This is a genomic window from Rhizobium sp. BK312 (assembly GCF_014193605.1).
Classification (GTDB): Bacteria; Pseudomonadota; Alphaproteobacteria; order Rhizobiales; family Rhizobiaceae; genus Rhizobium.
This window is the reverse complement of record NZ_JACHZP010000003.1, coordinates 528,987-553,280: the sequence shown is the minus strand read 5'-3', so window position 1 is coordinate 553,280 and position 24,294 is coordinate 528,987. Positions and strand designations below refer to the sequence as shown.

The window sequence follows — 24,294 nt, the reverse complement described above, 5'->3', positions numbered from 1 at the left end:
GCTAGCGTGGCGCATCGTCTTCACTGGAGAGATGCCTATGGCATCGGAGCATGAACAATCTTTTGGCCTCGGCGTCGGCAACAAATCCGTCAAGCTCGCCGACCCGAACCAGAGCTGGCATGAAGCCTATTTGCTGGAGGAAGCTGCCATTCGCAAGGCTCTCGGAGACCTTGCCGTCGATGTCCAGCATTTCGGCAGCACCTCGATCCCAACGATAAAGGCCAAGCCGATCATCGATATTGCCGTCGGCGTGCGGCGTTTCGAGGATGGGCTTGCCTGTGTCGAGCCGATGGCGTCTATCGGCTACGTCTATGCTGGCAGCAATATCGTGCCGGACGACCATATTTTCGGTCGTGACATTCAAGGGGATACCCGCACGCACCTCGTGCATGTGGTCGAATATGGCGGCCCGACCTGGCGCAACTTCCTGATCTTTCGCGACCGATTGCGCAGGGAGCCGGATCTGGCGCATGCCTATGAGGCACTGAAGATCGAGCTTGCGGCAAAATATGCCAATGATCGCGCGTCCTATACGGCGGCGAAGAAGGATTTCATCCAGAAGATCCTGTCGGAAGGCGCGTAAAGCACCTTCCCGCCAATCGGAAGAAGGTCAGGCCTTCTTCTCCCAGCGGCCATCCTGCGTCTGCTGCCAGTAGGTGAGGTTATGTCCCTCGCCTTTCAGGCGCTTCCATTGGGCGCGCGCGCTTTCCAACTGCTCCTGATCGTAGCCGTCGAACATCAGCACGACGCGCTGATAGGTCCCAACATCCGTTGCCTCGGCCCCGTCGATGAAGAAACGCACCGAAGCGTTATTTATATTGTCAGAGGAAATGGTCAGCAGCACCGGCTGCTTGTCTGCCATTTCGCTTTCATCCGTGCCATGCGGCAGAAAGCTGTCCTCGCGATAGGTCCATAGATGGCTATCGAGGAGATCGCGCCGGGCTGGCTCGCGCATCTGCACGGCGACCTGCCAGCCACGTTCGACACTCTTGTCGATCAGCGGCGGCAGGGCGTCTTCAAGCTTCGATTCCGTCAGATGATAGAAGAGAACGTCGGTCATGGCGCCCCTTCTATCTTACAAAATCCGGCTGGTCACGATTCGTAATTGGCACGGACCAGTTCATCGAGCAGGCGCACGCCGAAGCCGGAACCCCAGGACTGATTGATCTCGTCCTGAACCGAGCCCATCGCCGTGCCGGCAATATCGAGATGCGCCCAGGGCGTGTCGCCGACGAAGCGCTTCAGGAACTGGGCGGCTGTGGTCGAGCCGGCATGGCGTCCGCCGGTATTCTTCATATCGGCGAACTTGCTGTCGATCATCTTGTCGTAGTCCTTGCCAAGCGGCATGCGCCAGAGACGCTCGTCGGTCGCAAGACCCGCCGCCGTCAGTTCGCCCGCCAGCTTGTCGTCATTGCTGAAGAGGCCGGCCTGCAAATTGCCGAGCGCCACGAGGATCGCGCCGGTCAAGGTCGCCAGATCGATCATGAACTGCGGCTTGAAGCGGTCGTTCGTGTACCAGAGTGCATCGCAGAGAACGAGCCGGCCTTCGGCGTCGGTATTGATGATCTCGATCGTTTGGCCGGACATGGAGGTGACGATATCGCCCGGACGCTGCGCATTGCCGTCGGGCATGTTTTCCACAAGACCGATGACGCCGATGGCGTTGACCTTGGCTTCGCGTGCGGCAAGCGTATGCATGAGGCCGGTAACGGCCGCAGCCCCTCCCATGTCGCCCTTCATCTCCTCCATGCCAGCAGCCGGCTTGATGGAAATGCCGCCTGTGTCGAAGACGACGCCCTTGCCGATGAAGGCGATCGGCTTGTCCTTCGCCTTGCCGCCCTTCCATTGCATGATCACGAGCCGCGGCGGCCGGGCCGAACCCTGCGCGACCCCAAGCAGAGCCGCCATGCCGAGCCGGCGCATTTCACGCTCCGTCAGGATCTCGATCTCGACGCCAAGCTTTTCCAATTCCTTGGCCTTGGCCGCAAATTCCACGGGACCGAGGACATTCGGCGGCTCGTTCACGAGATCGCGCGCGAGAATCACGCCACCGGCCACGGCTTCGGAGGTCGCGTAGAGCTTCTTGGCGGCTGCCGCTTCCTGGGTGACGATCGTGACTTTCATCGCCTTGCGGGAAGCGTTCTTCTCGTCATCATCGCCCTTCTTGGTCTTGTAGGTATCGAAACTGTAGGCGCGCAGAAGCATGCCCAGGGCAAAATCGGCCGCTTCCTTAGCTCCGACTTCGATGTTGGATGCATCGAGGAAGATCGCGACCTTCTCCGTGTTGCGGATTTTTGCAGCTGCGGTGCCGCCGAGCTTCAGCCAGTCGTGCGCTGTCAGGTCCTTGGCCTTGCCGGCACCGATGACGATGATCCGATCGACAGGCGAGGCCTCGGGGGCGATAATATCCAGACTGCTCAACGCTTTGCTCTTGAAGCCGGATACCGGCGCCGCCTTGGCGAAAACATTCGCCGGATCTGCGCTCTCTGCCCCCGCCGGCAGTTCACTGTCCGTGTCTTTCAGGAGAATGGCCAGACCGCCGCTGAGACGAGCCGACTTGGCGAAGGAAATCTCGAATTTCACAGACATTTCTGCTCCGATAAATATACGTCGTAGTGAGAGAATTTTGCACAACCATCATTCAAGGTCTCCCCAAGGAATACAAGCTTTCGACGCGGTATTCTCTCCATAAGAGATGTCCGGCCTCTTCAAATCACTGTCATTCAGCGGGATTAGGCTGGCGCGATGGTGTTTAACCGCCTCGGCGGTTCAATTCTCGCCAGGAAGCCACCTTGATCATAGATTTCAACAGCATCAACCGCGAAGATCGGTTTCCAGAGGTTCTACGGCCACGCACGGCAGGCGATGCCTTCATTGCCCTCTTCTGTCTCTGGTGGGCTTTGCTGGGTCTGTTTTCCCTCTTTCCACAGATCGATCTCAGCATCGCGAACATGTTCTTCCAACGGCAGCAATGCTTTGGAAACACAAGGCCTGACCAGATCTGTGGCATTTTTCCTTTTAGCAGCGATCAGCACATGCGCCTGCTGAGGGAAATCTTCTTTCAACTGCCCTATGTCGTCGCCTTCATGCTGCTCTGGATGCTGCTCGGATGCTGGCGGGATCACGGCGCGACCTTCAATGCGCCCAGAGCCCGAAATCTCAAGGTCGCGCTCGGCTCCCTGCTCGTCGGTCCGGTGCTGATCGTCAATCTGTGGCTGAAGGCGTTCTCGGGCCGCCCGCGGCCCCGGCAGACCGATCTCTTCGGCGGCACGCTCGATTTTGTGCATGCCGGGTCCTTCGCCGGCAAATGTGTCAGCAACTGTTCGTTCATCTCCGGTGAGGCCGCGGCGGCCGGCTGGCTCTTTTGTCTTATTCTCATCATCCCGCAGCCGTTCCGATCGGCCGCGGCTCTGCCGATCGCGGCGGTTTCACTGCTGATCCCTGCGCTGAGAGTGGCTTTTGGTGCGCATTATCTCTCCGATGCCGTCCTCGGCTGGCTTTCTTCGCCTGTCATATTCGCCGCTCTGCTGGCTTTATCTCAAACGACACACGACAAAAAAATCTCGGAAAATTAACGAATTTTTTTCGAGTTGGTTGTCGCCAAAAAAACGCAAACAGCGTAGAGGAGGGTGAATCTCTGTCGGCTTGCACGGCAGCTGTTGCGTTTAAGGGCCGGCATGAAGTTATTCGAAACATATATCGTACGGCGTGTCGGTATGATGTTCCTGGTGGCACTGCTGCCGGTGCTCGCTATTATCTGGACCACCCAGGTTCTGCAGCGCATCAACCTCGTGACCGATAGTGGTCAGTCCATGGGCTCTTTCGCAAAGCTCGCGACGCTCATTCTGCCGACGATTATCCCGATCGTTCTGCCTTTCGCATTGGTCATCGGCATCACGCAAACCTTGACCGCGATGAACAGCGATTCCGAGCTGACCGTCATGGAAGCTGCCGGCGCGAAGCGCAGCATCATCATCCGCCCGATCATGATTCTCGCCATTGCGATTAGCGTGTTCTCCTTTTTCGTCGACAATGTCGTCGAGCCGAGAGCCCGCGTCGCTGCCCGTCAGATGGTGGCCGAGGCCTATGCGGACCTTTTGTCCACAGTGATCGAAGAGAAGAACTTCCGGCGCATCGAGGACGGGCTCTATGTCCAGATTTCGCAGCGTCTGTCGGGACGCATCCTCAAGGGATTGTTTGTGGTCGATTCGCGCGATCCCGCCTTCGATCTCATCTATTATGCGAAGGAAGGGGCGGTCGACCCAAGCGGTACGTCGCTGCTCATGAAGGACGGTGAAGTTCACCGCAAAACACCCGACGGCACCGTCTCGGTCATCAAGTTCGATTCCTACTCTTTCGACCTCTCGGACATGACGCAAAGTCGCGGCCAGCCAAATGCGCGAGCCAGCGATCGCAGCCTCGGCTTCCTGCTCAATCCGGACACGAACGATCCGGACTATAAGCAAAGGCCTGGCGATTATCGGGCCGAGTTGCATCGGCGGCTCAACGACTGGGCACTGCCGGCAATCTTCGCGCTGATATCTCTCGTGATTGCGGGCGATGCGCGGTCACATCGCGAGGCGCGGCTGCATCCGATGGTGTCGGCGCTGGGCATAGCGTTCGCGCTACGCTGGGCCGACTTCTACGCCGCCAACCAGATTGACCATTCGACCAAATTCATTGGCGTTCTCTACGGCATCAATATCATCGCAGCACTTATCGCGATTGTCCTCTTGCTGCGAAGCCGGAAGATGGCGATGCCCGTCTCGATCCGCAACCGCCTCAACAACTGGAGACAAAAAATCCAGGACCGCATGCCGACCGCACCGGGCAGCTCGAACGGGGGCGGTGCATGATTTTCGGCACGCTCTGGCGCTACTTCTTCACGCGTTACATCGTAACGACGTTCTGGTTCTTCCTCGGCGTCGTCTCGATCGTCTATCTCGTCGATTTCAGCGAGACCGCCGGCCGTCTTGCCGGACTACCCGGCTATACGGTGTCCGTCGGCTTGTTGATGACGGCGGTCAGGCTGCCGTTCATCCTGCAGCAGACGGTACCGTTCATCGCGCTCTTCGTCGGGATGACGGTGCTGATCGCCCTCAACCGCCGCCGCGAACTGGTTATCGCGCGCGCGGCTGGTATCTCCGTATGGCAATTCATGACGCCCTTCGTGATGGGCGCTTTCTGCGTCGGTCTCATGACCATGCTCGCGCTTAATCCGGTTGCGGCATGGGGTCAGCGACATGCTGAGACAATCGAAGCCGACCTGCGCGGAGACCCGTCCTATCGCAATACGCTTTCTGTTCCGTGGCTGCGCCAATCCAGCGGAAAAGACGACACGATCATCGGTGCCAAGGCCATTCTGAACAATGGAACGACGTTGACCGGTGTCGTGTTTATCCACTTTGATTCACAGGGGAATATCGTCCTGCGGCAGGATGCCGACTCGGCTAAGTTGCAAGATGGTTACTGGCTTCTTAACAATGTCGTCGAGCGGCGGCCTGGTGAAATTCCTGACCACAAGAGTTCGGTACAGGTTCGTACGAATCTGAAACAGGATTTCGTTTCGCAACGCTTGGCTCAACCGGAAACCATTGCTTTTTATGATCTTTCTAATCGAATAAAGGTCGCTCGCTCCTTCGGCATATCGACCAACGCACTTGAGACACAGTTTTATTCGCTTCTGTCACAGCCATTCCTTCTGGTGGCAATGACGCTGATTGCGGCAACCGTGTCCCTAAAATTCAGTAGATTCAATCAATCGCGCTCTGTGATTCTGGGTGGAATCCTCTCCGGCTTCGTGCTTTATGTTGTCACCGTGCTTGTAAAGGCATTCGGGAGCAGCGGAGTGGTTCCTCCCTATGTGGCGACATGGATACCCGTGATCGTCGCATTGGCATTCGGAGCAACGATCCTGCTTCATCAGGAGGACGGCTAAGTGGCGGCAGGCAACCGCAAGAGTATCAGAAAGTTTGTGGCTGCCCTGGTTACGGGCACGGCCGCATGTGCATATATTTTGAGCCCGGTCGTCGCTTACGCCCAGGTCAACAATAATAATGCCAGCAATAACAATGGCGGTGCCGGCACTGCGACCTCCCCTATCAAGGTGAAGGTGCCGGACGGTGCAAAGCTAGTCCTTTCGTCCAACGAACTGGTCTATAACAAGGATACGCAGATCGTCACCGCAAGCGGTGCGGTCCAGATCAACTATGGCGGCTACAGGATGGTCGCTCAGCGGGTCGAATATAATCAGAAATCCGGACGAATGACGGCGCTCGGCAATGTCGAGCTGATCACTCCGGACGGCAATCGCATGTACGGTGACAAAATGGACGTCACCGACAGCTTCTCCGACGGGTTCGTGAACGCCCTTCGCATTGAAATGCCTGACAACACCCGAATGGTCGCCGAAAAGGGCGAGCGTGTCGGCGGCAATCAGCTGATTCTTACAAAGGGCGTTTACACCGCCTGCATGGCCTGCTCTGAACAGGGACGTGCGCCGCTGTGGCAGGTCAAAGCACAACGCGTCGTCCAGAATGGCGTGACCCATACCATTCGTCTCGAGCACGCTCGCTTCGAATTGTTCGGCCTGCCGATCGCCTATATTCCGTGGGTCACGGTTCCCGACAATACGGTCAAGCGCAAGTCCGGCTTCCTGTTTCCGTCGGTGAGCGTTTCGCAGCGTCTTGGCGTTGGCGTAAAGGTTCCTTACTATTACGTCATTTCGCCGAGCATGGATGCGACGGTCACTGCCACGGGCTTCAGCAACCAGGGGCTGTTGCTCGAGGGTGAATTCCGCCAGCGTTTCGAGAATGGCACGCATACCCTGCGCGTTGCCGGCATCAGCCAGATGAATCCGGACGCCTTCACGGCCGGGACGACTGATGCCGAGAACAAAACTCGCGGCATGATCAATTCCAAGGCCGATTTCAGGATCAATCCTCGCTGGACTTTCGGCTGGGATGTCATGGTGCAAAGCGATAACAATTTCTCGCGCACCTATGGACTGGACGGGCTCACCCAGAGCACCCATACGAACCAGGCCTATCTGACAGGTATCGGAAAGCGCAATTTCTTCGATATGCGCGCTTTCTACTATAACGTGCAGGATACAGACAATAATGCCACGGCACAAAAGCAGCAGGCATATGTCTATCCGAGCATCGACTATCACTACGTAGACCCGAAGTCGGTTTACGGGGGCGAGCTGTCGGCAACGATGAACTTCACGCACCTGTCGCGCGAGAAGACATCCGCACTCGACAACGTAGTCAATCTTGGCGATGCCAACTTGAACGACCGTTTCCTCGGCCTCTCCGGCGACTATACGCGCCTGAGCACCGAGGTGCAGTGGCAGCGTACCTTTACGACCGATGAAGGCCTTGTGCTGACGCCATTGGCGGCGGCGCGCGGTGACGTCTATGGTCTGGATATGAACTCGCCCAACTCTTTCGGCACATCGTTCAGCTATCCCGGCAATTACGACACCAGCGACTATGCAACTCGTGGCATGGTCACGGCGGGGCTCGAAGCCAAGTATCCGTTCCTCATCACGACAAGCAACAGCACGCACGTGTTCGAGCCGATCGCGCAGATCTATGTGCGGCCGGACGAGCAGCTTGCTGGTCGGTTGCCGAACGAAGATGCACAGAGCTTCGTTTTCGACGCCACCAATCTCTTCGATCGTGACAAGTTCTCGGGCTTCGATCGCATCGAGGGTGGTACACGCGCGAATGTGGGGTGGCGTTATACGGCCAGCTTCGACAGCGGTTACAAGCTTCAGCATATCTTCGGACAGTCCTATCAGCTCGCGGGCCGCAACTCGTTTGCAACCGACGATCTGGCTGGCGTCGGTTCGGATTCGGGGCTTGAAACGACCCGTTCCGACTACGTCACCATGTTCGGTCTGACGACACCGCAAGGTATCTCGCTCGCGACATCCTATCGCTTCGACCAGAAGGATTTCGCTTTCAAGCGCGGCGATACATCTGTCGGCTTCTCGAACGATGTATTCCAAACATCCTTGATCTACACGCATATTGCAGCCCAGCCGCAATATGGTTTCACCAGCAATCAGGATGAAATCCAGTCGCGCGCGCAGATCAAGTTCAAGGAATACTGGTCCGTCTTCGGCACAGTCAGCTATGATCTCAACAGCAATGAGATTACCCGCCAGGGCGTGGGTCTTTCCTACGAGGACGAGTGCACGATCTTTACTGTGTCATTCCTCGACAAGAAGGATTCGACAGCCAGCTCGGCAAGCAATTGGTCGATCGGCGCTCGCCTGACCTTCCGTACGCTTGGCGATGTCAACCTTGGCAGCGTCCAGGACGCGACGTTCTGATATGAATCGAAACTGCAAAAGAGCCGGCTTCACCGCCGGCTCTTTTGCATGGATGCGGCTTGCTGTTTCCGACGTCATTGTTTCGCCGCAAGGATTTTGCAATTCATCGCGCTTGATGTAGACATGTGGCGCAAAGTTGCCGTATTGCGCGACAGGCGCACCAAAACGGCGCAATGCTGGCAGGAAATACCTTTGGGAAGGGGTAATTGATGTTTTCTGGAAATGCACCGATGCGCGCTCTGGTGTTTGGAGCGGCGGCCTTGGTTATGGCGAGCTTCGCCGTGCCGAGCAGCGATGTTGCTTTCGCAGCAAGCGAAGTGAAAGTTCTCGTCAATAGCCAGGTGATCACATCCGGTGACATCGCCAAACGCGTCGCCTTCCTCAAATTGCAGCGGCAGAAGGGCGATCTGAACAAGCTCGCCAAGGAGCAGCTCGTCGACGAAACGTTGAAGCGCGCGGAGATCTCCCGCCTGCGCATGTCCGTTTCGACGACGGACGTCGATGCCGCTTTCGGCCGCTTCGCCTCCAGCAACAAGATGACACCGGCGCAGCTCAGCCAGATTCTGGAAAAGGCCGGCGTCGGCGTTGATCATTTCAAGTCCTATATCGCCGTTTCCATGAGCTGGCCCCGGGTTGTCAATGCACGTTTCGGCGCACGAAGCCGGATGTCGAACGACGATCTCGTGACGCGCATGACGGAAAACAAGACAAAGCCCGTTACGACCGAGTATTTCCTGAAGCAGATCGTTTTCGTCGTACCGGCAGCAAAGCGCAACGCGATCCTGAATGCGCGCAAGGCAGAAGCCGAGGCGTCACGGTCGAAGTTCCCTGGCTGCGATCAGGCGAAGGTCTTTGCCGCTACGATGCGCGATGTCTCCGTCCAGGATCTCGGCCGTGTGCTCGCACCGGAAGTCCCGGAAATGTGGAAGCCGATGCTGGAGAAGGCTTCCGGCAATACGACCGCTCCCATCGTGACCGATCGTGGCGTCGAATATGTGGCCATTTGTTCGCAGCGCCAGGTGAACGATGACGTTGCCGCGGCTGCCGTGTTCCGCGCCGAGGATATCGGCAAAGATAAGGCCGCAGGCGTCAGCGCTAACGATAAGAAGTACATGGATGAACTGCGCTCCAAGGCGCAGATCGTCTATCGCTGATTTGACGATGCCGCCGCGCTCCTCCCTCCCCCTTGCGCTCACGCAGGGGGATCCGGCTGGCATAGGCCCCGACATCACGCTCGCCGCCTGGCTGCGCCGTGGCGAGTTGAATTTGCCGCCCTTTCTGTTCCTCGGCGATGCTGCCGTGCTTGCGGCGCGTGCGTCGCAGCTCGGCTTGACCGTACCGCTTGCGACCGCCGATCCGGCGAATGCCTGCAATATCTTTACCGATGCGCTGCCGATCCTGCCGATCGAAGCTGGCATGGATGTCATCGCCGGTGAACCACATGTCGGCACCGCCAAGGGCACGATTGCCGCGATCGAAACCGCCGTTGCTCTCAGCATGAGTGGCCAGACATCCGCCGTCGTCACCAATCCGATCGCCAAATCGGTGCTCTATGATGCCGGTTTCGGCTTTCCCGGCCATACGGAATTCCTGGCGGATCTTGCAACGCGCGCCACTGGAAAGCCGGTCATGCCGGTCATGATGCTTGCCGGGCCGAAGCTTCGCGCAATCCCAGTCACCATCCATATTCCGCTGAAGGAAGTGCCGGGAGCGCTGACCTCCGATCTGATCGCCGAGACATGCCGGATCGCCGATCACGACCTCCGCGTCCGTTTCGGCATATCCAGACCACGCCTTGCCGTTGCCGGCCTCAATCCGCATGCGGGAGAGAATGGTGCGCTCGGCAAGGAGGACGACGAAATCGTGCGGCATGCCATCGACAGGCTCCGCAGTGAGGGTATCGATGCATTCGGGCCCCTGCCCGCCGACACCATGTTCCATGACGACGCCCGTCGACGTTACGACGTCGCCATCTGCATGTATCACGATCAGGCCTTGATCCCAGCCAAGGCGCTCGGCTTTAACGATTCCGTCAATGTCACGCTCGGCTTACCCTTTGTCCGCACGTCTCCGGATCACGGCACGGCCTTCGGCATCGCCGGCAAGGGCATTGCCAAGGAAGACAGCCTGGTTGCCGCCCTGAAGCTGGCGAGCGAGATCAGCAGCAAGACCGGAAACAATCCCTGATGGCCGCTCTCGATGGCTTGCCTCCCCTTCGCGATGTAATCCAGCGCCATAGCCTCGATGCGCGCAAGGCGCTTGGGCAGAACTTCCTTCTCGATCTCAATTTGACTCAGAAGGTCGCGCGCACAGCGGGATCACTCGAGGGTGTCACCGTTTTCGAGGTCGGACCCGGACCGGGCGGTCTTACGCGCGCCATCCTGGCGCTCGGGGCGGCCAAGGTCATCGCCGTCGAACGCGATGCGCGCTGCCTGCCGGCGCTGGCCGAAATCGCCGATCACTATCCGGGCCGGCTCGAGGTGATCGAAGGCGACGCGCTGAAGACGGATTTCGCCGCCCTTGCCCCGCAAGGGCCAGTCAAAATCATCGCCAATCTGCCGTATAATGTCGGAACGCAGCTTTTGGTGAACTGGCTGCTGCCGGCGCAATGGCCGCCTTTCTGGCAGTCCCTGACGCTGATGTTCCAGAAGGAGGTCGGTCAGCGGATCGTGGCGCAGGAGGATGATGACCATTACGGCCGGCTTGGCGTGCTCTGCGGCTGGCGGACATTGGCTCATATGGCGTTCGACATATCTCCGCAGGCCTTCACGCCCCCGCCGAAGGTGACGTCGACGGTTGTGCATCTGACACCAAGGGAAAACCCCATTCCTTGCTCAGTCGACAAGCTGGAGAAGGTGACACAGGCCGCGTTCGGCCAGCGCCGCAAGATGCTGCGCCAGAGCCTGAAGCCAATTGGTGGCGAAGCCCTGCTGCTAAAGGCCGATATCGACCCACAGCGCCGCGCAGAAACGCTTTCGGTAGAAGAATTCTGCCGGCTGGCAAACTGTCTGTAACCGGCTTTACAGCTTCGGCGTCTCTTCCAGCAGATCGCGAACGAAATCGAACATGCCATGCCGGCGGTCGCGGCGCAGGCGCTCGGCCTTGACGATCGACTGAACGGCGTCGAAAGCAACGTTCAGATCGTCATTGACGATGACATAGTCGTATTCGCGCCAGTGAGCGATCTCGGCCCGGGAATTGGCGAGACGCATGGCGATGACCTCTTCGGAATCCTCAGCACGGCGATGCAGGCGCGACTGCAGCTCCGTCATGGTCGGTGGCAGCACGAAGATGGAGACGACATCAGCCGGCATCTTCTCCTGCAACTGTTGCGCACCCTGCCAGTCGATATCGAAAAGCATGTCGCGGCCCTCTGCCATGGCAGTCTCCACGGGCTCGCGCGGTGTGCCATAGAAATTGCCATGCACCTCGGCCCATTCCAGCAGGGAGTCTGAATCGCGAAGGCGCTCGAACTCGCGCTGCGAGACGAAATGGTAGTGCACGCCCTCGATTTCGCTCGGCCTGCGCTGCCGCGTCGTGACGCTGACGGAGAGGCTCACCTGCTTGTCCTTATCGAGCAGTGTGCGCGCGATCGTCGACTTGCCGGCACCTGACGGCGAGGAGATGGCTAGCATCAGCCCTCGGCGGGCGATTGGAATGGATGTGGATGTCGCCGGCTTCATGGCCTACTCCAAATTCTGGACCTGTTCGCGGAACTGGTCAATAACCACCTTCAACTCGATACCGGCGGCAGTAACCGCCGCTGCATTCGATTTCGAACAGATGGTATTCGATTCCCGGTTAAATTCCTGTGCAAGAAAATCGAGCTTTCGTCCGACAGGGCCGCCCTTGGAGATGAGATCGCGCGCTGCCACCACATGCGCTTTGAGACGATCGATTTCCTCGCGCAGATCGGCCTTGGTGGCGAGAAGGGCCGCCTCCGCATGCAGTCTGTCGCGGTCGAGGCCGGACGAGCCATCGAGAAGCATCGACACCTGCGTGGCTAGCCTTGCAGCAATTTGCTGCGGCGAACGAGAGGGATCACGCTCGACGGTCGTCGTCAGTGCCTCGATCGTTGCCACATGGCCGAGCAGCACCTTACCGAGTGCATCTCCTTCTTGCCGGCGCATGTCGCTGAGATCACCGAGCGCGGTCTCAAGGCCGATCATGATATCGGCGTCTCGGGCAGCGACCGCATCTTCATTTTCTTCGGCTTCCTTGAATTCCACCAAGCCGCGCACGGCCATCAGGCTTTCCAGTCGCAACGGCGCGGGATCGACGATGCCGGCCAGCTGATCGCGCAGCGCCAGGACCGCCGCCAGCGCATCCTGATTCACGACGACCTCGACGCGGCTCTCCTCGATGGAAAGGGAAAGGTTGACCTGCAGGTTGCCGCGCGTGAGCCGATCCGCAATCGACTTGCGGACAGCAGCCTCAAGGCGCTCTAGGCCTGGCGGCAGACGCAGACGGACATCCAATCCCTTGCCGTTCACGGAGCGCAGCTCCCATGCCCAACGGCCACGACCGCTCGTTCCCTCACGCCGGGCAAAACCGGTCATGGACTGCAATGCCATGCAAGCCTCCGATAATTCTATCCCCATCCAACGAAAGTCTTCGCATTATGGGTCAATGTAAAGTGAATCCGCGCCGCGCTTCCTATGCAAGCCGCGGCGCAATGAGGATCAGTTGGTTTTCTTCTTCTGCTGTGCGCCTGAGCCGGGAGCGACGGCAGCATCGTCGGGCTGACCGTCCACGGCAATGGCGCTGGGATCTTCACCCTTTTCGGCAACCAGCTTGCGCCAGCGCCTGACATTGGCGTTGTGCTCGTCAAGCGTTGCGGCGAAGACGTGTCCGCCCGTGCCGTCAGCGACGAAATAAAGGTCCTGCGTCTTCCACGGATTGGCGACAGCCTCCAGAGCGTCCCTCCCAGGATTTGCGATCGGCGTCGGCGGCAAACCCTTGATGAGGTAAGTATTATAAGGCGTGTCCTTCTTCAGGTCGGACTGATAGATCGGACGATCGGCCGGCTTCCCTTCGCCGCCGAAGAGGCCGTAAATAACGGTGGGGTCAGATTGCAGACGCATACCCTTGCCGAGGCGGTTCAGGAAGACGGATGCGACGTGCGCACGCTCATCGGCAAGACCGGTTTCCTTTTCCACGATGGAGGCCAGCGTGACGAAATCCTGCTTATTCGCCAACTGCACGCTAGAGTCGCGCTTTTCCCAGATCTGCTCGACCAGCTTCGTCTGCGCGGCCTCCATCTGCTGAATGATTTCCGTGCGTTTGGTGCCGCGCGTGAACTTATAGGTGTCAGGCCTCAGGCTGCCCTCCGGCGGCAGCGCCGACGGCAGATCGCCTTCCAGCACGGTATCGGCCTGCAGCTTATTGAACATCTGCCGAATCGTCAGGCCCTCAGGCAGGGTAACGGAATAGAGGATCGACTTGCCGGACTTCAGCAGTTCCATGATGTCCTTCATGGAAGCACCAGCCTTGATCTCATATTCGCCGGCCCGAAGAGTTTCGCCGTCATGGAGATAGGTGGCCGTCAGCCACCGGAAAATGCGCTGATCGCTGATGATGTTATTGGATTCAAGGCGATTGGCGATCTCGCCGAGACCGGCACCATTCCGAACGATGAAATTCGTATTGGTCGTCAGCGGACCGGGGCCCTGATAGATCGAAAACGCGTAATAGGCGCCGCCGATCGCAACGACGGCAACAAAAACTGCCAGCGTCATCAGGAAGTTCAGAAAGATGACCATCTGGCTGCGGGCTTTGCGCGAACGCTTCGGCGGGTCCGGAACACGCTCCGGACGCAAGGCTTCATTGGCCGACTTCGGGATGATCGGCCCCTTCTGCCCGTTCGGAGTTCCATTGCTCTGGTTCGTATCGCTCACCGGCAATCCCTTCCCTTTTGTGATTGCCTGCTCTTTGGCCAAGCAATGCGGCAAAAAACAGGTTCAGAAGATAAGGCGGAACCGAGGCTCCGACTTCGACCGATCAGGCGTTCCCGCACCGCATTCCCGAAAAAGACGAAGGCGCAGCAACAATCAAGAATGCGGGCGAGGTTGCCGAAAGACATCCCCGCTCTCACCGTTATGCGTTGTTATTAAGCCTCATAGCGACGCAGAACAAGCGATGCATTCGTGCCGCCGAAGCCGAAGGAGTTCGACAGCGCGACGTTGATTTCGCGCTTGCGGGCCTTGTGCGGAACGAGATCGATGGCGGTTTCGCGTTCCGGATTGTCCAGATTGAGCGTCGGCGGGGCGATATTGTCGCGGATGGCGAGCGTGGCGAAGATCGCCTCGATCGCACCGGCGGCGCCGAGCAGATGGCCAGTGGCCGACTTGGTGGACGACATGGAGATCTTCGACGCGGCATTGCCGACCAGCCGCTCGACTGCGGCAAGCTCGATCGTATCCGCCATGGTGGAGGTACCGTGTGCATTGATGTAGTCGACATCGGCCGGCGTCAGACCTGCGCGCTTCAAAGCCGATGTCATACAGCGGAATGCGCCTTCGCCATCCTCGGACGGAGCAGTGATGTGGTGCGCATCGCCCGAGAGGCCATAGCCAACGACTTCGGCATAAATCTTGGCGCCGCGTGCCTTGGCATGTTCCAGCTCTTCGAGCACGACGATCCCGGCGCCCTCGCCCATGACGAAGCCGTCACGGTCGCGATCATAGGGGCGCGAGGCCTTCTGCGGCGTATCGTTGAAGTCCGTCGACAGCGCCTTGCAGGCGGCAAAGCCGGCAAGCGAAATGCGGCAGACCGGAGCTTCGGCACCGCCGGCAACCATGACATCGGCATCGCCGAGCATGATAAGGCGGGCGGCATCGCCGATCGCGTGCGCACCGGTCGAACATGCCGTGACGACGGCATGGTTCGGGCCGCGGAGCTTATGGCGGATCGAAACCTGCCCCGAAACGAGATTGATGAGACGCCCTGGGATGAAGAAGGGCGAGATGCGGCGCGGACCCTTGTCGCGCAGCGTATAGCCGGCTTCGACAATGCCTTCGAGGCCACCGATGCCCGAGCCGATCATCACGCCCGTTGCAATCTGATCCTCGTCCGTTTCCGGGTGCCAGCCGGCATCGGCCAGCGCCATATCGGCGGCCGCCATGCCATAGATGATGAAGGGATCGACCTTGCGCTGCTCCTTCGGCTCCATCCAATCGTCAGCATTGAACGTGCCGTCGGTGCCGTCGCCTACGGGAATTCGGCAGGCAATCTTTGCAGCAAGATCCTCGACCTCGAATTCAGTTACGAGGCGAGCGCCGTTGTGCCCAGCGAGCAACCGCGTCCAAGACACCTCAGTGCCACAGCCCAAAGGTGATACCATGCCGGTACCCGTGATAACGACACGTCTCATCGCCCGCAGACCCCCGTCTTTTTATGATGATATGCGTATAAATAGGTTTCGGCCGGCATCGCCGGACGAAATAGGGCGGACTCTTCAGCCCGCCCTGTCAAAAAGCGCGAATGATTAGGCCTGGGCCTTCTCAATGAACTTTACCGCGTCGCCGACCGTCAGGATCGAGTCGGCAGCGTCGTCCGGAATTTCAACGCCGAATTCTTCTTCAAAGGCCATGACCAGTTCGACGGTGTCGAGCGAGTCCGCACCCAGATCGTCGATAAAGCTTGCGCTTTCAACAACCTTGTCGGCGTCAACGCCAAGATGATCAACAACAATTTTCTTTACGCGTTCTGCGATATCGCTCATGTCGGTTTCCTCGACCTTATATCCTGATGAGAATGCCTTGTGACATCCCTACCCTAATTCAAACCTGCAGCATCTGTTCCGACGCCGCTGGCAAACCCGTTCAACCCGGCATTGAGATCCGGTCCAGCGCCTTGAATACGGCCCAGTCCGCCTGAATTTTCCGGACGACTGTTCACAGTCATGGCCCGCTTAACACGGTTTAAGTCTGTCGCAAAGCCAGAAAATAGCCGGCTCCGGGTTGCTCAACATGCTATTGGCGGGAAAGTACCCTCCAACAGCAATTCCTTTAGATCATTGCCATGCCGCCATTGACGTGGATCGTCTGACCCGTGACGTAGCTGGCTTCCGAAGATGCAAGATAGGCGACGGCGGAAGCGACTTCCGCGCCAGTGCCCATGCGCTTCATGGGAATGGCACCCATGATGGCTTCCTTCTGCTTGTCGTTCAGCTTGCCCGTCATCGCGCTTTCGATGAAACCCGGGGCAACGCAGTTGACCGTAACGTTGCGCGTCGCGATTTCCTGGGCCAGCGACTTGGTGAAGCCGATCATGCCGGCCTTGGAGGCGCAGTAGTTCGCCTGGCCCGGATTGCCGGTCACGCCGACGACCGAAGTGATGTTGATGATGCGGCCATAGCGGCGGCGCATCATCGGATGGGTCAACTCGCGCGTCAGGCGGAAAACGGCCGTCAGGTTGACTTCCAGAACAGCGTCCCAGTCCTCGTCGCTCATGCGGACGAACAGGCCGTCCTTGGTGATGCCGGCATTGTTGACGAGAATATCGACGCCGCCAAGCTCCTCTTCGGCCTTGGCGCCGAGCGCCTTGACTTCGTCGCGGTCCGACAGGTTGGTCGGAAAGATCTTGACGCGATCGCCGAGTTCGGAGGCCAGCGTCTCGAGTTTTTCGACGCGCGTGCCGTGCAGGCCGACGATTGCACCCTGCTTGTGCAGGAGCCGGGCAATTTCTTCGCCGATGCCACCGGATGCACCGGTTACCAGGGCCTTGTGGCCGGTCAAATCAAGCATGTGTGTCCCTCGTTCCTTGAATATATCAGGCAAGCAATGCGGCAAGCGCCGTATCTATATCTGCAGCATTGTTGACGGCGATGCCGTTGACCGATTTGTCGATGCGGCGGGCAAGACCCGTCAGCACCTTGCCGGCGCCAATTTCATACAATGTCGTCACGTTGTTGGCGGCAAACCATTCCACCGTCTCGCGCCAGCGCACCTGTCCGGTGACCTGCTCGACGAGCAACCGCGCGATCTCATCGGCGTCGGTAACCGGAGCCGCCTTCACATTGGCGATAACAGGCACGACCGGGTCGGTCTTGGCGACGCCGGCAAGCGCTTCCCGCATGGCGTCCGCAGCAGGCGCCATCAATGCGGAATGGAACGGCGCGGAGACCGGCAACAGGATCGCGCGTTTCGCGCCCTTGCCGGTCGCAAGTTCCGCTGCCTTTTCGACCGGGGCTTTCTCGCCGGAGATAACGATCTGGCCGCCGCCATTGTCATTGGCGATCTGGCAGGCGCCAAGCGCGGAAGCTTCTTCGCAAACCGCGATGACATCGGCATGTTCAAGGCCGATGATCGCAGCCATCGCGCCGACGCCGACCGGAACAGCCGCCTGCATGGCATTGCCGCGAATACGGAGAAGCCGCGCCGTGTCGGCAAGCGAGAAGGTGCCGGCGGCACAGAGAGCGGAATATTCGCCGAGCGAATGACCAGCCACATAGGCGACCTTGCTCTCCAGATCGAGGCCACGCGCCTGCAGTACACGGATAACTGCCATCGACACTGCCATTAGCGCAGGTTGCGCATTGGCCGTCAGGGTCAGCTTATCTTCCGGGCCGTTGAAGATAACGTCGGAGAGCTTTTCACCGAGCGCATCATCGACTTCCTCGAAGACGGCGCGCGCCTCGGCGAAATTGTCGGCAAGGTCCTTGCCCATGCCGACGGCTTGGCTGCCCTGGCCGGGAAATGTGAAAGCAACAGTCATTATAAAGCGTCCTTTTGGGGGTCGTTTTGCTTCCCAATGACATTGTTTGCAGCGGAGTCAATAGTGCAAGCCCCGCAGCCGCGCGCTTTTGCGGCTGCGAAGTGCAATGATTTTTTTCTTGCGCTCGCTCAGATCGAGCCTAAATTTGCGCGACCTCGTTCATTTTGACCTTCTCCCATCCCCAAGGTTTTCCCATGAAATATAAGAGATTAGGCCGCACCGATATTTCCGTTTCGCAGATCTGCCTGGGCACGATGACCTGGGGCACGCAGAACAGCGAAGCCGAAGCCCATGAGCAGATGGACTATGCCGTTCAGAAGGGCATCAATTTCTTCGACACCGCCGAAATGTATCCGACGACACCGGTGGGACCGGAGACTCAAGGCCGCACCGAAGAATATATCGGCACCTGGTTCGAAAAGAGCGGCAAGCGCAAGGATATCGTGCTCGCCACCAAGGTCGCCGGCCCGGGGCGCGAATATCTGCGCGGCGGACAAGGCCCAGATGCCGCCAATATCAACGCAGCTGTTGATGCCAGCCTGAAGCGGCTGAAGACCGACTACATCGATCTCTATCAGGTCCACTGGCCGAACCGCGGCCATTTCCATTTCCGCCAGAACTGGCGCTATAACCCCTTCAACCAGGATCGCGAGAAAGTCATAGCCGAGATCACCGAGATCCTGGAAACGATGGGCGAACTGGTGAAGGCCGGCAAGATCCGCGCCGTCGGCCTCTCTAACGAGACGACCTGGGGCATTCAGAAATATCTGACGATCGCCGAGCAAAAGGGCCTGCCGCGCGTCGCCACGACCCAGAACGAATACAATCTGCTCTACCGGCATTTCGACCTCGATCTGGCCGAACTGTCGCATCACGAAGATGTTGGGCTGCTCGCCTATTCGCCGCTCGCCGGCGGTATCCTTACCGGCAAATATGTCGGCGGCGCAAGGCCGGCCGGCTCGCGCGGCTCGATCAATCTCGATATCGGTGGCCGCCTGCAGCCGCTGCAGGAACCACCGGTGAAGGCCTATCTCGAAATCGCCGCCAAATACGGCATCGATCCTTCGAAACTGGCGCTCGCCTATTGCCTCACCAAGCCCTTCATGACCTCGGTTATCATCGGCGCGACGACGATGGCGCAACTCGAGACCGATGTGGCCGCCGCTTATGTGACCCTGCCCGACGAGGCGCTCGCAGAGATCGAGCAGGTCCGTCGCAAGTATCCGATGCCGATGTAAAGCGTGTGCCGGTAAGATGCAAAACAATGAATAAACGGGCGAGTTCGCCCGTTTATTCGGCCGTTGCGGTGGACGCGCTGCAGCAGATTTCCCGAACGTAATTATTGCCGTGAGTTATGATCGCACTGAGAGGGATTTGTTTACTCCCCATAAGGTGCTGATATACCAGTGGCGCGATATTTTTGTCGTAGACGTCCTTGATGGTAACTGCATACCGGCCTTGGGCGGTCAAATGGACCGCCATGGGAGGATTTGCCCCCTTGGCCAGCTGGATAGCTGTCTTCAACACCGGATGGACGGTTATTTCGATATATTGTTTGCCAAAGCGATTTTCTTCAAATTCGCGCACTCACACCGCCGTCTGATGCATATAGCCAGACTTTTTGCCGATCGACACACGATACCAGTCGCCAATGCTCTTCTTGATCGTCAGCTCGCTCCCATTCGGGAAAGTCCCAATCGTCTTGGCGCTCATGTTCCGGCTTGTCTTCAGCGGGGCTGCACCTGTGTCGTCCTGAACAATGCCGTTTCTTGGGATCGGAACTTGCAGAAGCGGCGAATCCTCGCTCGTTGGCTGAGCCGCGTTGCGCGCTTCAGCACTCGCCACCGGAGCATCGTTAGACGACGATTTTGCCTCGAATTCCTGAAGCTCCTGGTATGACACTGTCGTTACCCGAAACTGTGTCATTTCGCTCGAGGACAGATAGCGTATATCGTTGCTGTCGTATTTGAGAGTGAGCTGCAGCAAGCCGGGATCGATGCCCATTTCATTCATATAGGCAATCACGTCGGCGGTCTGCCGCTGGACGGCTGCAACAGCGGTCTCGACATCCATCCCCTTTGTATCGCTGAACGAAGATTTGTGAACGCCGATCGAGCCCGGTTCGGCAAAACGGCCCACTCCGCCGAGAAACGATAGGGAGCAAGCCGAGGAGCATTCAGCGCTTCTGACAGCAAGAGTGCTGAGCCCCAGAGATCTGATCAGCCGACCGAGTTCCAGCGCTTTATAGACATTGCCACCGTGACTGTCGAAGCCGACATAAATAGCGCGGCTGGAAACAGCCTTATTACGGAAAAGGCTCAGATCATCATCGGCTTCGAAGCTGCCAATGACCGTGATATAGGTAATGCCATCATCCGCAGTTCGAACGTCGTAGCTCAGCCGAGCCGCGGCCTCTTGCGCAAGAAGAGCGAAGCCCAAAGCAAAACCCAGCAAAGCAAAGCTTTTCTTCACAGTCTTCACAGCCCATCCCCATCGCAGCCAAGCCATGAATTCCACAGCTCCAGCCGTTTCACAAGCCATGATTGCAAACACATTCGAGAGCCAGCTTTGCCGCTGAAATAAAAGCAGGCTCATGCAGCAGTGGAAAAGCCATGCCTACGGCAAGCAACTATTACTACGCCTTCGGCGCAATCGCCAATTCGGAACCATAAGCCTCCTTCAATTCTTCCTGCCCTGTCACACGGTCCGTGGACTTGTGAAGCAGGATCGACCGATAACCCTCCGAATTGCGCCCTTCAATCAAGGTGACATCGGCATTTCCCGGATTGTCCGAGCGCTCGAACCAATCGACCGGGTGGTGCAGGAAGTTCATCTCGAAAGCGCGGTTGGTGACGCCGTGGCCGACGATGATGATATTGTTTCTGCCGTTTTCGGCGTCGTGCATGACGGTCTGCAGGAACAGACGGACGCGCTGGGCGACATCGGCGCGGCTTTCGCCATCCGGCGGACGCGCATAGAACTTGCCGCTATTGTTGCGCAGCCTGGCCCATTTCTCGAACTCGTCGGGGAATTTCCGCTTCTGTTCGGCGTGATCGTAGATTTCGGTGAAGAGCCCGAAATCCTGCTCACGCAGCAGATAATCCTCTCTGACATCCCCGATGAGCTCGGCAGACAGAACCTCCAGCAGGGCATCCTTGCTCTGCCGCGTCCTCAGGAAAGGCGAGTACCAGACGCTCAGCTTGCGCAATTCGGCTGATGGCAATGCCTTCAGATAGGCTGATATCGCCTCCCCCGCCTCCAGCACCTGTCGATAGCCCCATTCCGTCAAGGGCACATTATGATCGCCGAATTGCCGATAGGCCCGGTCGTCTATATTGCCAAGGGATTCGCCGTGCCGAACGAGAAAGATGCGCATGAACCATCCCTGTTGCTGCAATTCGCATCCCATCATATGGGAGAGCGCGGCGGGTGCAACGCTGCGGCGAACAGGAGCTCACGATTTGGCCCGAGCATCAACGCCGCTCACGGGCAAAACGGCATAATTTCGCTCGTACCCTTGCCTTTCGGAGAAAAATCCGTATAAGCCGCCCTGTTCGCAACCCGGTCTTCTGGCTGGTGGCTGAACGGAGGGCCGGTTTTCCGCAAGGGGAATCGTTCGGAACGGAAGCGTTCCAGCCTCCCGTGTCTCCGCTCTCGACCGTCTCGGAAACGCTTTTCTTGCTTGGGTTTACCCTCTCAGGAGCAGTCGTTGAGGCTTAGCCGCCGAATATCGGGTTCAGACCAACGCAAGAAAGGCAAAGCTATCCATGGCTCTTTACGAACATGTATTCCTTGCCCGGCAGGATATTTCCGCTCAGCAGGTCGACGCCCTCGTAGAACAGTACAAGGGTGTCATCGAAGCTCACGGCGGTAAAGTCGGGCGTATCGAGAATTGGGGCCTCAAGTCCCTTACCTACCGCATCAAGAAGAACCGCAAGGCTCACTACGCCCTGATGGACATCGATGCTCCGGCCGCTGCGATCCAGGAAATGGAACGCCAGATGCGCATCAGCGAAGACGTCCTGCGTTACATGACGATCGCTGTCGAGAAGCACGAAGACGGCCCGTCGGCCATGATGCAGAAGCGCGACCGTGACGACCGTCCGCGCCGCGATGGCGACCGTCCGGAGCGCAGCTTCGGCGATCGTGGTCCGCGCCCGGATCGTGGTGACCGCGAAGACCGTCCGCGCCGTCCGCGCGAAGACCGCGTATAAGGAGATTTGAGAATGTCTGAAGTTTCCTCCGCACCGGTCCGCCGTCCGTTCCATCGCCGCCGCAAGACCTGCCCGTTCTCGGGCGCCAATGCGCCGCGCATCGACTATAAGGACGTTCGTCTCCTGCAGCGCTACATTTCCGAGCGCGGCAAGATCGTTCCGTCTCGCATCACGGCCGTTTCACAGAAGAAGCAGCGCGAACTCGCCCAGGCGATCAAGCGCGCGCGTTTCCTCGGCCTGCTGCCTTACGTCGTCGCTTAATATAAGCTGACGCCGACCGAATTAGAGGGAAGGCAGCGATGCCTTCCCTTCTCCCTTTCGCGATGGGCGCGGATCGGAACCTTGAAACCCCATGTTGGGGATAAGCTTTCACGCCCGCGTGGCGAAGGCATCCTCTAACTGCTCGATACGAAGCAGGACAGCGACGTGAAAAAGTTGAACGCAAAAGAGCTTGGCATCGGCGCGCTCGCCGGTCTGACCGCCGCCCTACTCGTGTATGGCGCGACCCTTCAGCCATTGTTGTTCATCCTGTTCGGTGCGCTTTCTGCTCTTCCGATCCTTATCGTCGGCCTCGGCTGGGGCAATATCGCCGTCATCGTTGCCGTCGTGGTCGCCGGCATCGTCGGCACGATCATCGCCCCCTCGGTCTATTTCGGGCTCTTCGTCGTTCTCTTGACGCTGATACCAGCATGGCTCAGCCATCTCGCCAATCTGGCGCGTCCTGCCTCTGAACTTGGTGGGCCAGATAATCTGATGGCCTGGTATCCGCTCTCCGACATCATGCTGCATCTGTGCGGCCTTGCAGCCGTCGTCATCATCGTCGCCGGCGCGGTCATGGGTTACGGTGCCGATTTAGTGGGACAAGTCGTCGACGCCTACATGGCCGCGGTAAACCAGCAGTCTCCCGATCTTCAGCTCAATCCGGTTGCGATCGCGAAGATGAAGTCGCTGATGCTCTACATGATTCCGATCGCCTGGGGCATGATCTGGGTCATGATGCTGCTGGCCGCCTATTATGTAGCGACCCGCATCGTCGCGGCCTCGAGCCACAATCTGCGTCCGCGCGACGATATCCCCTCGTCGCTGCGTATGAACCGCAATGCGATCTTCGTCTTTCTCGTGGCGATCGTCGCGATCTTCTTCGGTGGCGTTCTCGGCCTCATTGCCGCCGCCGTGCTTGGCGCCTTCGGCGCGGGCTTCATCGTTTCCGGCTTTGCTTCGCTGCACTACCGGACGCGAGGCAAGGACTGGCGTCTGCCGGTTCTAATCATCTGCTACTTGGTATGCTTCTTTGTGACGCTGCCGCTCTTCATCATCCTTGTTCTCGGCCTCTACGATACTCGCAAGGCGATATCGCTCACCCCGAACAAGAATGCCGACACACCCAATCAAGACACGAAAATCTGACATCGAAAGGAACAAGAAAATGGAAGTCATTCTTCTCGAACGCATCTCCAAGCTCGGCCAGATGGGCGAAACCGTTAAGGTTCGCGACGGCTTTGCCCGTAACTACCTGCTGCCGCTCGGCAAGGCGCTGCGCGCCAACGCCGCCAACAAGGCTCGTTTCGAAGCCGAGCGCGCCACGCTCGAAGCCCGCAACCTCGAGCGCAAGAGCGAAGCCCAGAAGGTTGCCGACGTTCTCGGCGGCAAGTCCTTCATCGTCGTTCGCTCGGCTGGCGAAACCGGCCAGCTCTACGGTTCGGTCGCTGCTCGCGACGTCGTCGAAATCCTCGCCGCCGAAGGCTTCAACATCGGTCGCAGCCAGGTTCACATGAACACGCCGATCAAGGCTATCGGCCTGCACGATGTTGCCATCGGGCTTCACGCCGAAGTCGAAATCAAGGTTGAGCTCAACGTCGCCCGCTCCGCTGAAGAAGCCGAGCGTCAGGCCAAGGGCGAAACCCTCACCTCCGCAGACGCCATCTACGGCGTTGACGAAGACGCGCTGCGTCCGGAAGATTTCTTCGATCCTGAAGCTGACCGCGACGGCGAAGAAGAAGCTTGATCCTCAAGCCTTCT

At 58.6% G+C, this 24,294-nt stretch carries 25 protein-coding genes; 13 read left to right on the top strand and 12 right to left on the bottom strand.

Features of this window, described 5'->3' with window-relative positions; genetic code table 11:
* Positions 1-37 precede the first annotated feature (37 nt).
* The gene (locus FHT85_RS11315) at positions 38-583 is read left to right on the top strand and encodes a GrpB family protein (RefSeq protein WP_015339373.1); all 546 of its coding nucleotides are present in this window, start codon (positions 38-40) and stop codon (positions 581-583) included.
* Positions 584-610: 27 nt separating this feature from the next.
* On the opposite strand, the gene FHT85_RS11310 is transcribed toward FHT85_RS11315, so the two are convergent.
* Together FHT85_RS11310 and FHT85_RS11305 are read right to left on the bottom strand one after the other, a co-directional pair.
* Positions 611-1,060 carry a DNA polymerase III subunit chi gene (locus FHT85_RS11310; RefSeq protein WP_112410668.1) on the bottom strand — a complete coding sequence of 150 codons (450 nt, stop codon included), beginning with the start codon at positions 1,058-1,060 and terminating at the stop codon, positions 611-613.
* A gap of 32 nt (positions 1,061-1,092) precedes the next feature.
* On the bottom strand, positions 1,093-2,589 hold the full coding sequence (locus tag FHT85_RS11305) for a leucyl aminopeptidase (RefSeq protein WP_112410669.1): 1,497 nt from the start codon (positions 2,587-2,589) through the stop codon (positions 1,093-1,095).
* Positions 2,590-2,792: 203 nt separating this feature from the next.
* On the opposite strand from FHT85_RS11305, the gene FHT85_RS11300 reads away from it, so the two are divergent.
* The 7 genes from FHT85_RS11300 to rsmA all read left to right on the top strand — a co-directional run bounded on the left by FHT85_RS11300 (position 2,793) and on the right by rsmA (position 11,358).
* Positions 2,793-3,575 carry a phosphatase PAP2 family protein gene (locus FHT85_RS11300; protein ID WP_112410670.1) on the top strand — a complete coding sequence of 261 codons (783 nt, stop codon included), beginning with the start codon at positions 2,793-2,795 and terminating at the stop codon, positions 3,573-3,575.
* 102 nt (positions 3,576-3,677) lie between these two features.
* Positions 3,678-4,856, top strand: a complete 1,179-nt coding sequence (locus FHT85_RS11295; RefSeq protein ID WP_112410671.1) for an LptF/LptG family permease — start codon at positions 3,678-3,680, stop codon at positions 4,854-4,856.
* Positions 4,853-5,938, top strand: a complete 1,086-nt coding sequence (gene lptG, locus FHT85_RS11290) for an LPS export ABC transporter permease LptG (protein WP_015339368.1) — start codon at positions 4,853-4,855, stop codon at positions 5,936-5,938. Before FHT85_RS11295 ends, lptG begins: the two co-directional genes overlap by 4 nt.
* A complete protein-coding gene (locus tag FHT85_RS11285; protein WP_112410672.1) occupies positions 5,939-8,344 on the top strand; it encodes an LPS-assembly protein LptD in 2,406 nt (801 codons plus the stop codon).
* Between the two features lie 209 nt (positions 8,345-8,553).
* The gene (locus tag FHT85_RS11280) at positions 8,554-9,498 is read left to right on the top strand and encodes a peptidylprolyl isomerase (RefSeq protein ID WP_112337914.1); all 945 of its coding nucleotides are present in this window, start codon (positions 8,554-8,556) and stop codon (positions 9,496-9,498) included.
* 7 nt (positions 9,499-9,505) lie between these two features.
* Positions 9,506-10,531, top strand: a complete 1,026-nt coding sequence (pdxA, locus tag FHT85_RS11275; protein WP_112410721.1) for a 4-hydroxythreonine-4-phosphate dehydrogenase PdxA — start codon at positions 9,506-9,508, stop codon at positions 10,529-10,531.
* Entirely contained in the window at positions 10,531-11,358 is an 828-nt protein-coding gene (gene rsmA, locus FHT85_RS11270; RefSeq protein ID WP_112337915.1) for a 16S rRNA (adenine(1518)-N(6)/adenine(1519)-N(6))-dimethyltransferase RsmA, read from the top strand. The genes pdxA and rsmA overlap by 1 nt, the downstream gene beginning before the upstream one ends.
* Before the next feature lie 6 nt (positions 11,359-11,364).
* Here rsmA and gmk read toward each other — a convergent pair whose 3' ends face one another.
* From gmk to fabD, 7 genes are all read right to left on the bottom strand, one after another.
* Positions 11,365-12,027 carry a guanylate kinase gene (gmk, locus tag FHT85_RS11265; RefSeq protein WP_015339363.1) on the bottom strand — a complete coding sequence of 221 codons (663 nt, stop codon included), beginning with the start codon at positions 12,025-12,027 and terminating at the stop codon, positions 11,365-11,367.
* A 3-nt stretch (positions 12,028-12,030) separates the two neighbouring features.
* Complete coding sequence (locus FHT85_RS11260; RefSeq protein ID WP_112410673.1) at positions 12,031-12,918, bottom strand: YicC/YloC family endoribonuclease; 888 nt, start codon at positions 12,916-12,918, stop codon at positions 12,031-12,033.
* A 108-nt stretch (positions 12,919-13,026) separates the two neighbouring features.
* On the bottom strand, positions 13,027-14,241 hold the full coding sequence (gene mltG, locus FHT85_RS11255) for an endolytic transglycosylase MltG (protein WP_112410674.1): 1,215 nt from the start codon (positions 14,239-14,241) through the stop codon (positions 13,027-13,029).
* Between the two features lie 212 nt (positions 14,242-14,453).
* Positions 14,454-15,716 carry a beta-ketoacyl-ACP synthase II gene (fabF, locus tag FHT85_RS11250; RefSeq protein ID WP_112410675.1) on the bottom strand — a complete coding sequence of 421 codons (1,263 nt, stop codon included), beginning with the start codon at positions 15,714-15,716 and terminating at the stop codon, positions 14,454-14,456.
* Between the two features lie 114 nt (positions 15,717-15,830).
* Positions 15,831-16,067: an acyl carrier protein gene (locus FHT85_RS11245; RefSeq protein ID WP_004122114.1), complete on the bottom strand. Its 237-nt coding sequence runs from the start codon at positions 16,065-16,067 to the stop codon at positions 15,831-15,833.
* 286 nt (positions 16,068-16,353) lie between these two features.
* On the bottom strand, positions 16,354-17,091 hold the full coding sequence (gene fabG, locus FHT85_RS11240) for a 3-oxoacyl-[acyl-carrier-protein] reductase (RefSeq protein ID WP_112410676.1): 738 nt from the start codon (positions 17,089-17,091) through the stop codon (positions 16,354-16,356).
* A gap of 25 nt (positions 17,092-17,116) precedes the next feature.
* Positions 17,117-18,061: an ACP S-malonyltransferase gene (gene fabD / locus FHT85_RS11235; RefSeq protein ID WP_112410677.1), complete on the bottom strand. Its 945-nt coding sequence runs from the start codon at positions 18,059-18,061 to the stop codon at positions 17,117-17,119.
* 194 nt (positions 18,062-18,255) lie between these two features.
* Here fabD and FHT85_RS11230 point away from each other — a divergent pair, with 194 nt between their 5' ends.
* Positions 18,256-19,299 (top strand): aldo/keto reductase, encoded by a 1,044-nt coding sequence (locus tag FHT85_RS11230; protein WP_112410678.1) that lies wholly within the window; start codon positions 18,256-18,258, stop codon positions 19,297-19,299.
* Positions 19,300-19,351: 52 nt separating this feature from the next.
* On the opposite strand, the gene FHT85_RS30515 is transcribed toward FHT85_RS11230, so the two are convergent.
* From FHT85_RS30515 to FHT85_RS11220, 3 genes are all read right to left on the bottom strand, one after another.
* Complete coding sequence (locus FHT85_RS30515; RefSeq protein ID WP_246779945.1) at positions 19,352-19,648, bottom strand: hypothetical protein; 297 nt, start codon at positions 19,646-19,648, stop codon at positions 19,352-19,354.
* Entirely contained in the window at positions 19,649-20,569 is a 921-nt protein-coding gene (locus FHT85_RS11225; protein WP_246779944.1) for a hypothetical protein, read from the bottom strand. It lies immediately after the preceding gene.
* 127 nt (positions 20,570-20,696) lie between these two features.
* The gene (locus FHT85_RS11220; RefSeq protein WP_112410679.1) at positions 20,697-21,437 is read right to left on the bottom strand and encodes a histidine phosphatase family protein; all 741 of its coding nucleotides are present in this window, start codon (positions 21,435-21,437) and stop codon (positions 20,697-20,699) included.
* Positions 21,438-21,828: 391 nt separating this feature from the next.
* On the opposite strand from FHT85_RS11220, the gene rpsF reads away from it, so the two are divergent.
* From rpsF to rplI, 4 genes are all read left to right on the top strand, one after another.
* Positions 21,829-22,275 carry a 30S ribosomal protein S6 gene (rpsF, locus tag FHT85_RS11215; RefSeq protein ID WP_015339354.1) on the top strand — a complete coding sequence of 149 codons (447 nt, stop codon included), beginning with the start codon at positions 21,829-21,831 and terminating at the stop codon, positions 22,273-22,275.
* A 12-nt stretch (positions 22,276-22,287) separates the two neighbouring features.
* Positions 22,288-22,536: a 30S ribosomal protein S18 gene (gene rpsR, locus FHT85_RS11210; protein WP_004122103.1), complete on the top strand. Its 249-nt coding sequence runs from the start codon at positions 22,288-22,290 to the stop codon at positions 22,534-22,536.
* A 165-nt stretch (positions 22,537-22,701) separates the two neighbouring features.
* Positions 22,702-23,682, top strand: coding sequence for a DUF2232 domain-containing protein (locus tag FHT85_RS11205; protein ID WP_112410680.1), 981 nt, complete (start codon positions 22,702-22,704; stop codon positions 23,680-23,682).
* 19 nt (positions 23,683-23,701) lie between these two features.
* Positions 23,702-24,280: a 50S ribosomal protein L9 gene (gene rplI / locus FHT85_RS11200; protein ID WP_015339352.1), complete on the top strand. Its 579-nt coding sequence runs from the start codon at positions 23,702-23,704 to the stop codon at positions 24,278-24,280.
* The last annotated feature ends 14 nt before the right edge of the window (positions 24,281-24,294 follow it).

Bases quoted from the DNA above. Each gene is read 5' to 3' on its own strand.
- fabD (WP_112410677.1), bottom strand. From the start codon at position 18,061: ATGACTGTTGCTTTCACATTTCCCGGCCAGGGCAGCCAAGCCGTCGGC.
- FHT85_RS11245 (WP_004122114.1), bottom strand. From the start codon at position 16,067: ATGAGCGATATCGCAGAACGCGTAAAGAAAATTGTTGTTGATCATCTT.
- FHT85_RS11315 (WP_015339373.1), top strand. From the start codon at position 38: ATGGCATCGGAGCATGAACAATCTTTTGGCCTCGGCGTCGGCAACAAA.
- FHT85_RS11305 (WP_112410669.1), bottom strand. From the start codon at position 2,589: ATGTCTGTGAAATTCGAGATTTCCTTCGCCAAGTCGGCTCGTCTCAGC.
- lptG (WP_015339368.1), top strand. From the start codon at position 4,853: ATGATTTTCGGCACGCTCTGGCGCTACTTCTTCACGCGTTACATCGTA.
- gmk (WP_015339363.1), bottom strand. From the start codon at position 12,027: ATGAAGCCGGCGACATCCACATCCATTCCAATCGCCCGCCGAGGGCTG.
- pdxA (WP_112410721.1), top strand. From the start codon at position 9,506: ATGCCGCCGCGCTCCTCCCTCCCCCTTGCGCTCACGCAGGGGGATCCG.
- rpsR (WP_004122103.1), top strand. From the start codon at position 22,288: ATGTCTGAAGTTTCCTCCGCACCGGTCCGCCGTCCGTTCCATCGCCGC.
- FHT85_RS11220 (WP_112410679.1), bottom strand. From the start codon at position 21,437: ATGCGCATCTTTCTCGTTCGGCACGGCGAATCCCTTGGCAATATAGAC.
- FHT85_RS11225 (WP_246779944.1), bottom strand. From the start codon at position 20,569: ATGGCTTGGCTGCGATGGGGATGGGCTGTGAAGACTGTGAAGAAAAGC.
- rplI (WP_015339352.1), top strand. From the start codon at position 23,702: ATGGAAGTCATTCTTCTCGAACGCATCTCCAAGCTCGGCCAGATGGGC.
- FHT85_RS11230 (WP_112410678.1), top strand. From the start codon at position 18,256: ATGAAATATAAGAGATTAGGCCGCACCGATATTTCCGTTTCGCAGATC.
- FHT85_RS11280 (WP_112337914.1), top strand. From the start codon at position 8,554: ATGTTTTCTGGAAATGCACCGATGCGCGCTCTGGTGTTTGGAGCGGCG.
- fabF (WP_112410675.1), bottom strand. From the start codon at position 15,716: ATGAGACGTGTCGTTATCACGGGTACCGGCATGGTATCACCTTTGGGC.
- FHT85_RS11295 (WP_112410671.1), top strand. From the start codon at position 3,678: ATGAAGTTATTCGAAACATATATCGTACGGCGTGTCGGTATGATGTTC.
- rsmA (WP_112337915.1), top strand. From the start codon at position 10,531: ATGGCCGCTCTCGATGGCTTGCCTCCCCTTCGCGATGTAATCCAGCGC.
- FHT85_RS11310 (WP_112410668.1), bottom strand. From the start codon at position 1,060: ATGACCGACGTTCTCTTCTATCATCTGACGGAATCGAAGCTTGAAGAC.
- FHT85_RS11260 (WP_112410673.1), bottom strand. From the start codon at position 12,918: ATGGCATTGCAGTCCATGACCGGTTTTGCCCGGCGTGAGGGAACGAGC.
- fabG (WP_112410676.1), bottom strand. From the start codon at position 17,091: ATGCTTGATTTGACCGGCCACAAGGCCCTGGTAACCGGTGCATCCGGT.
- rpsF (WP_015339354.1), top strand. From the start codon at position 21,829: ATGGCTCTTTACGAACATGTATTCCTTGCCCGGCAGGATATTTCCGCT.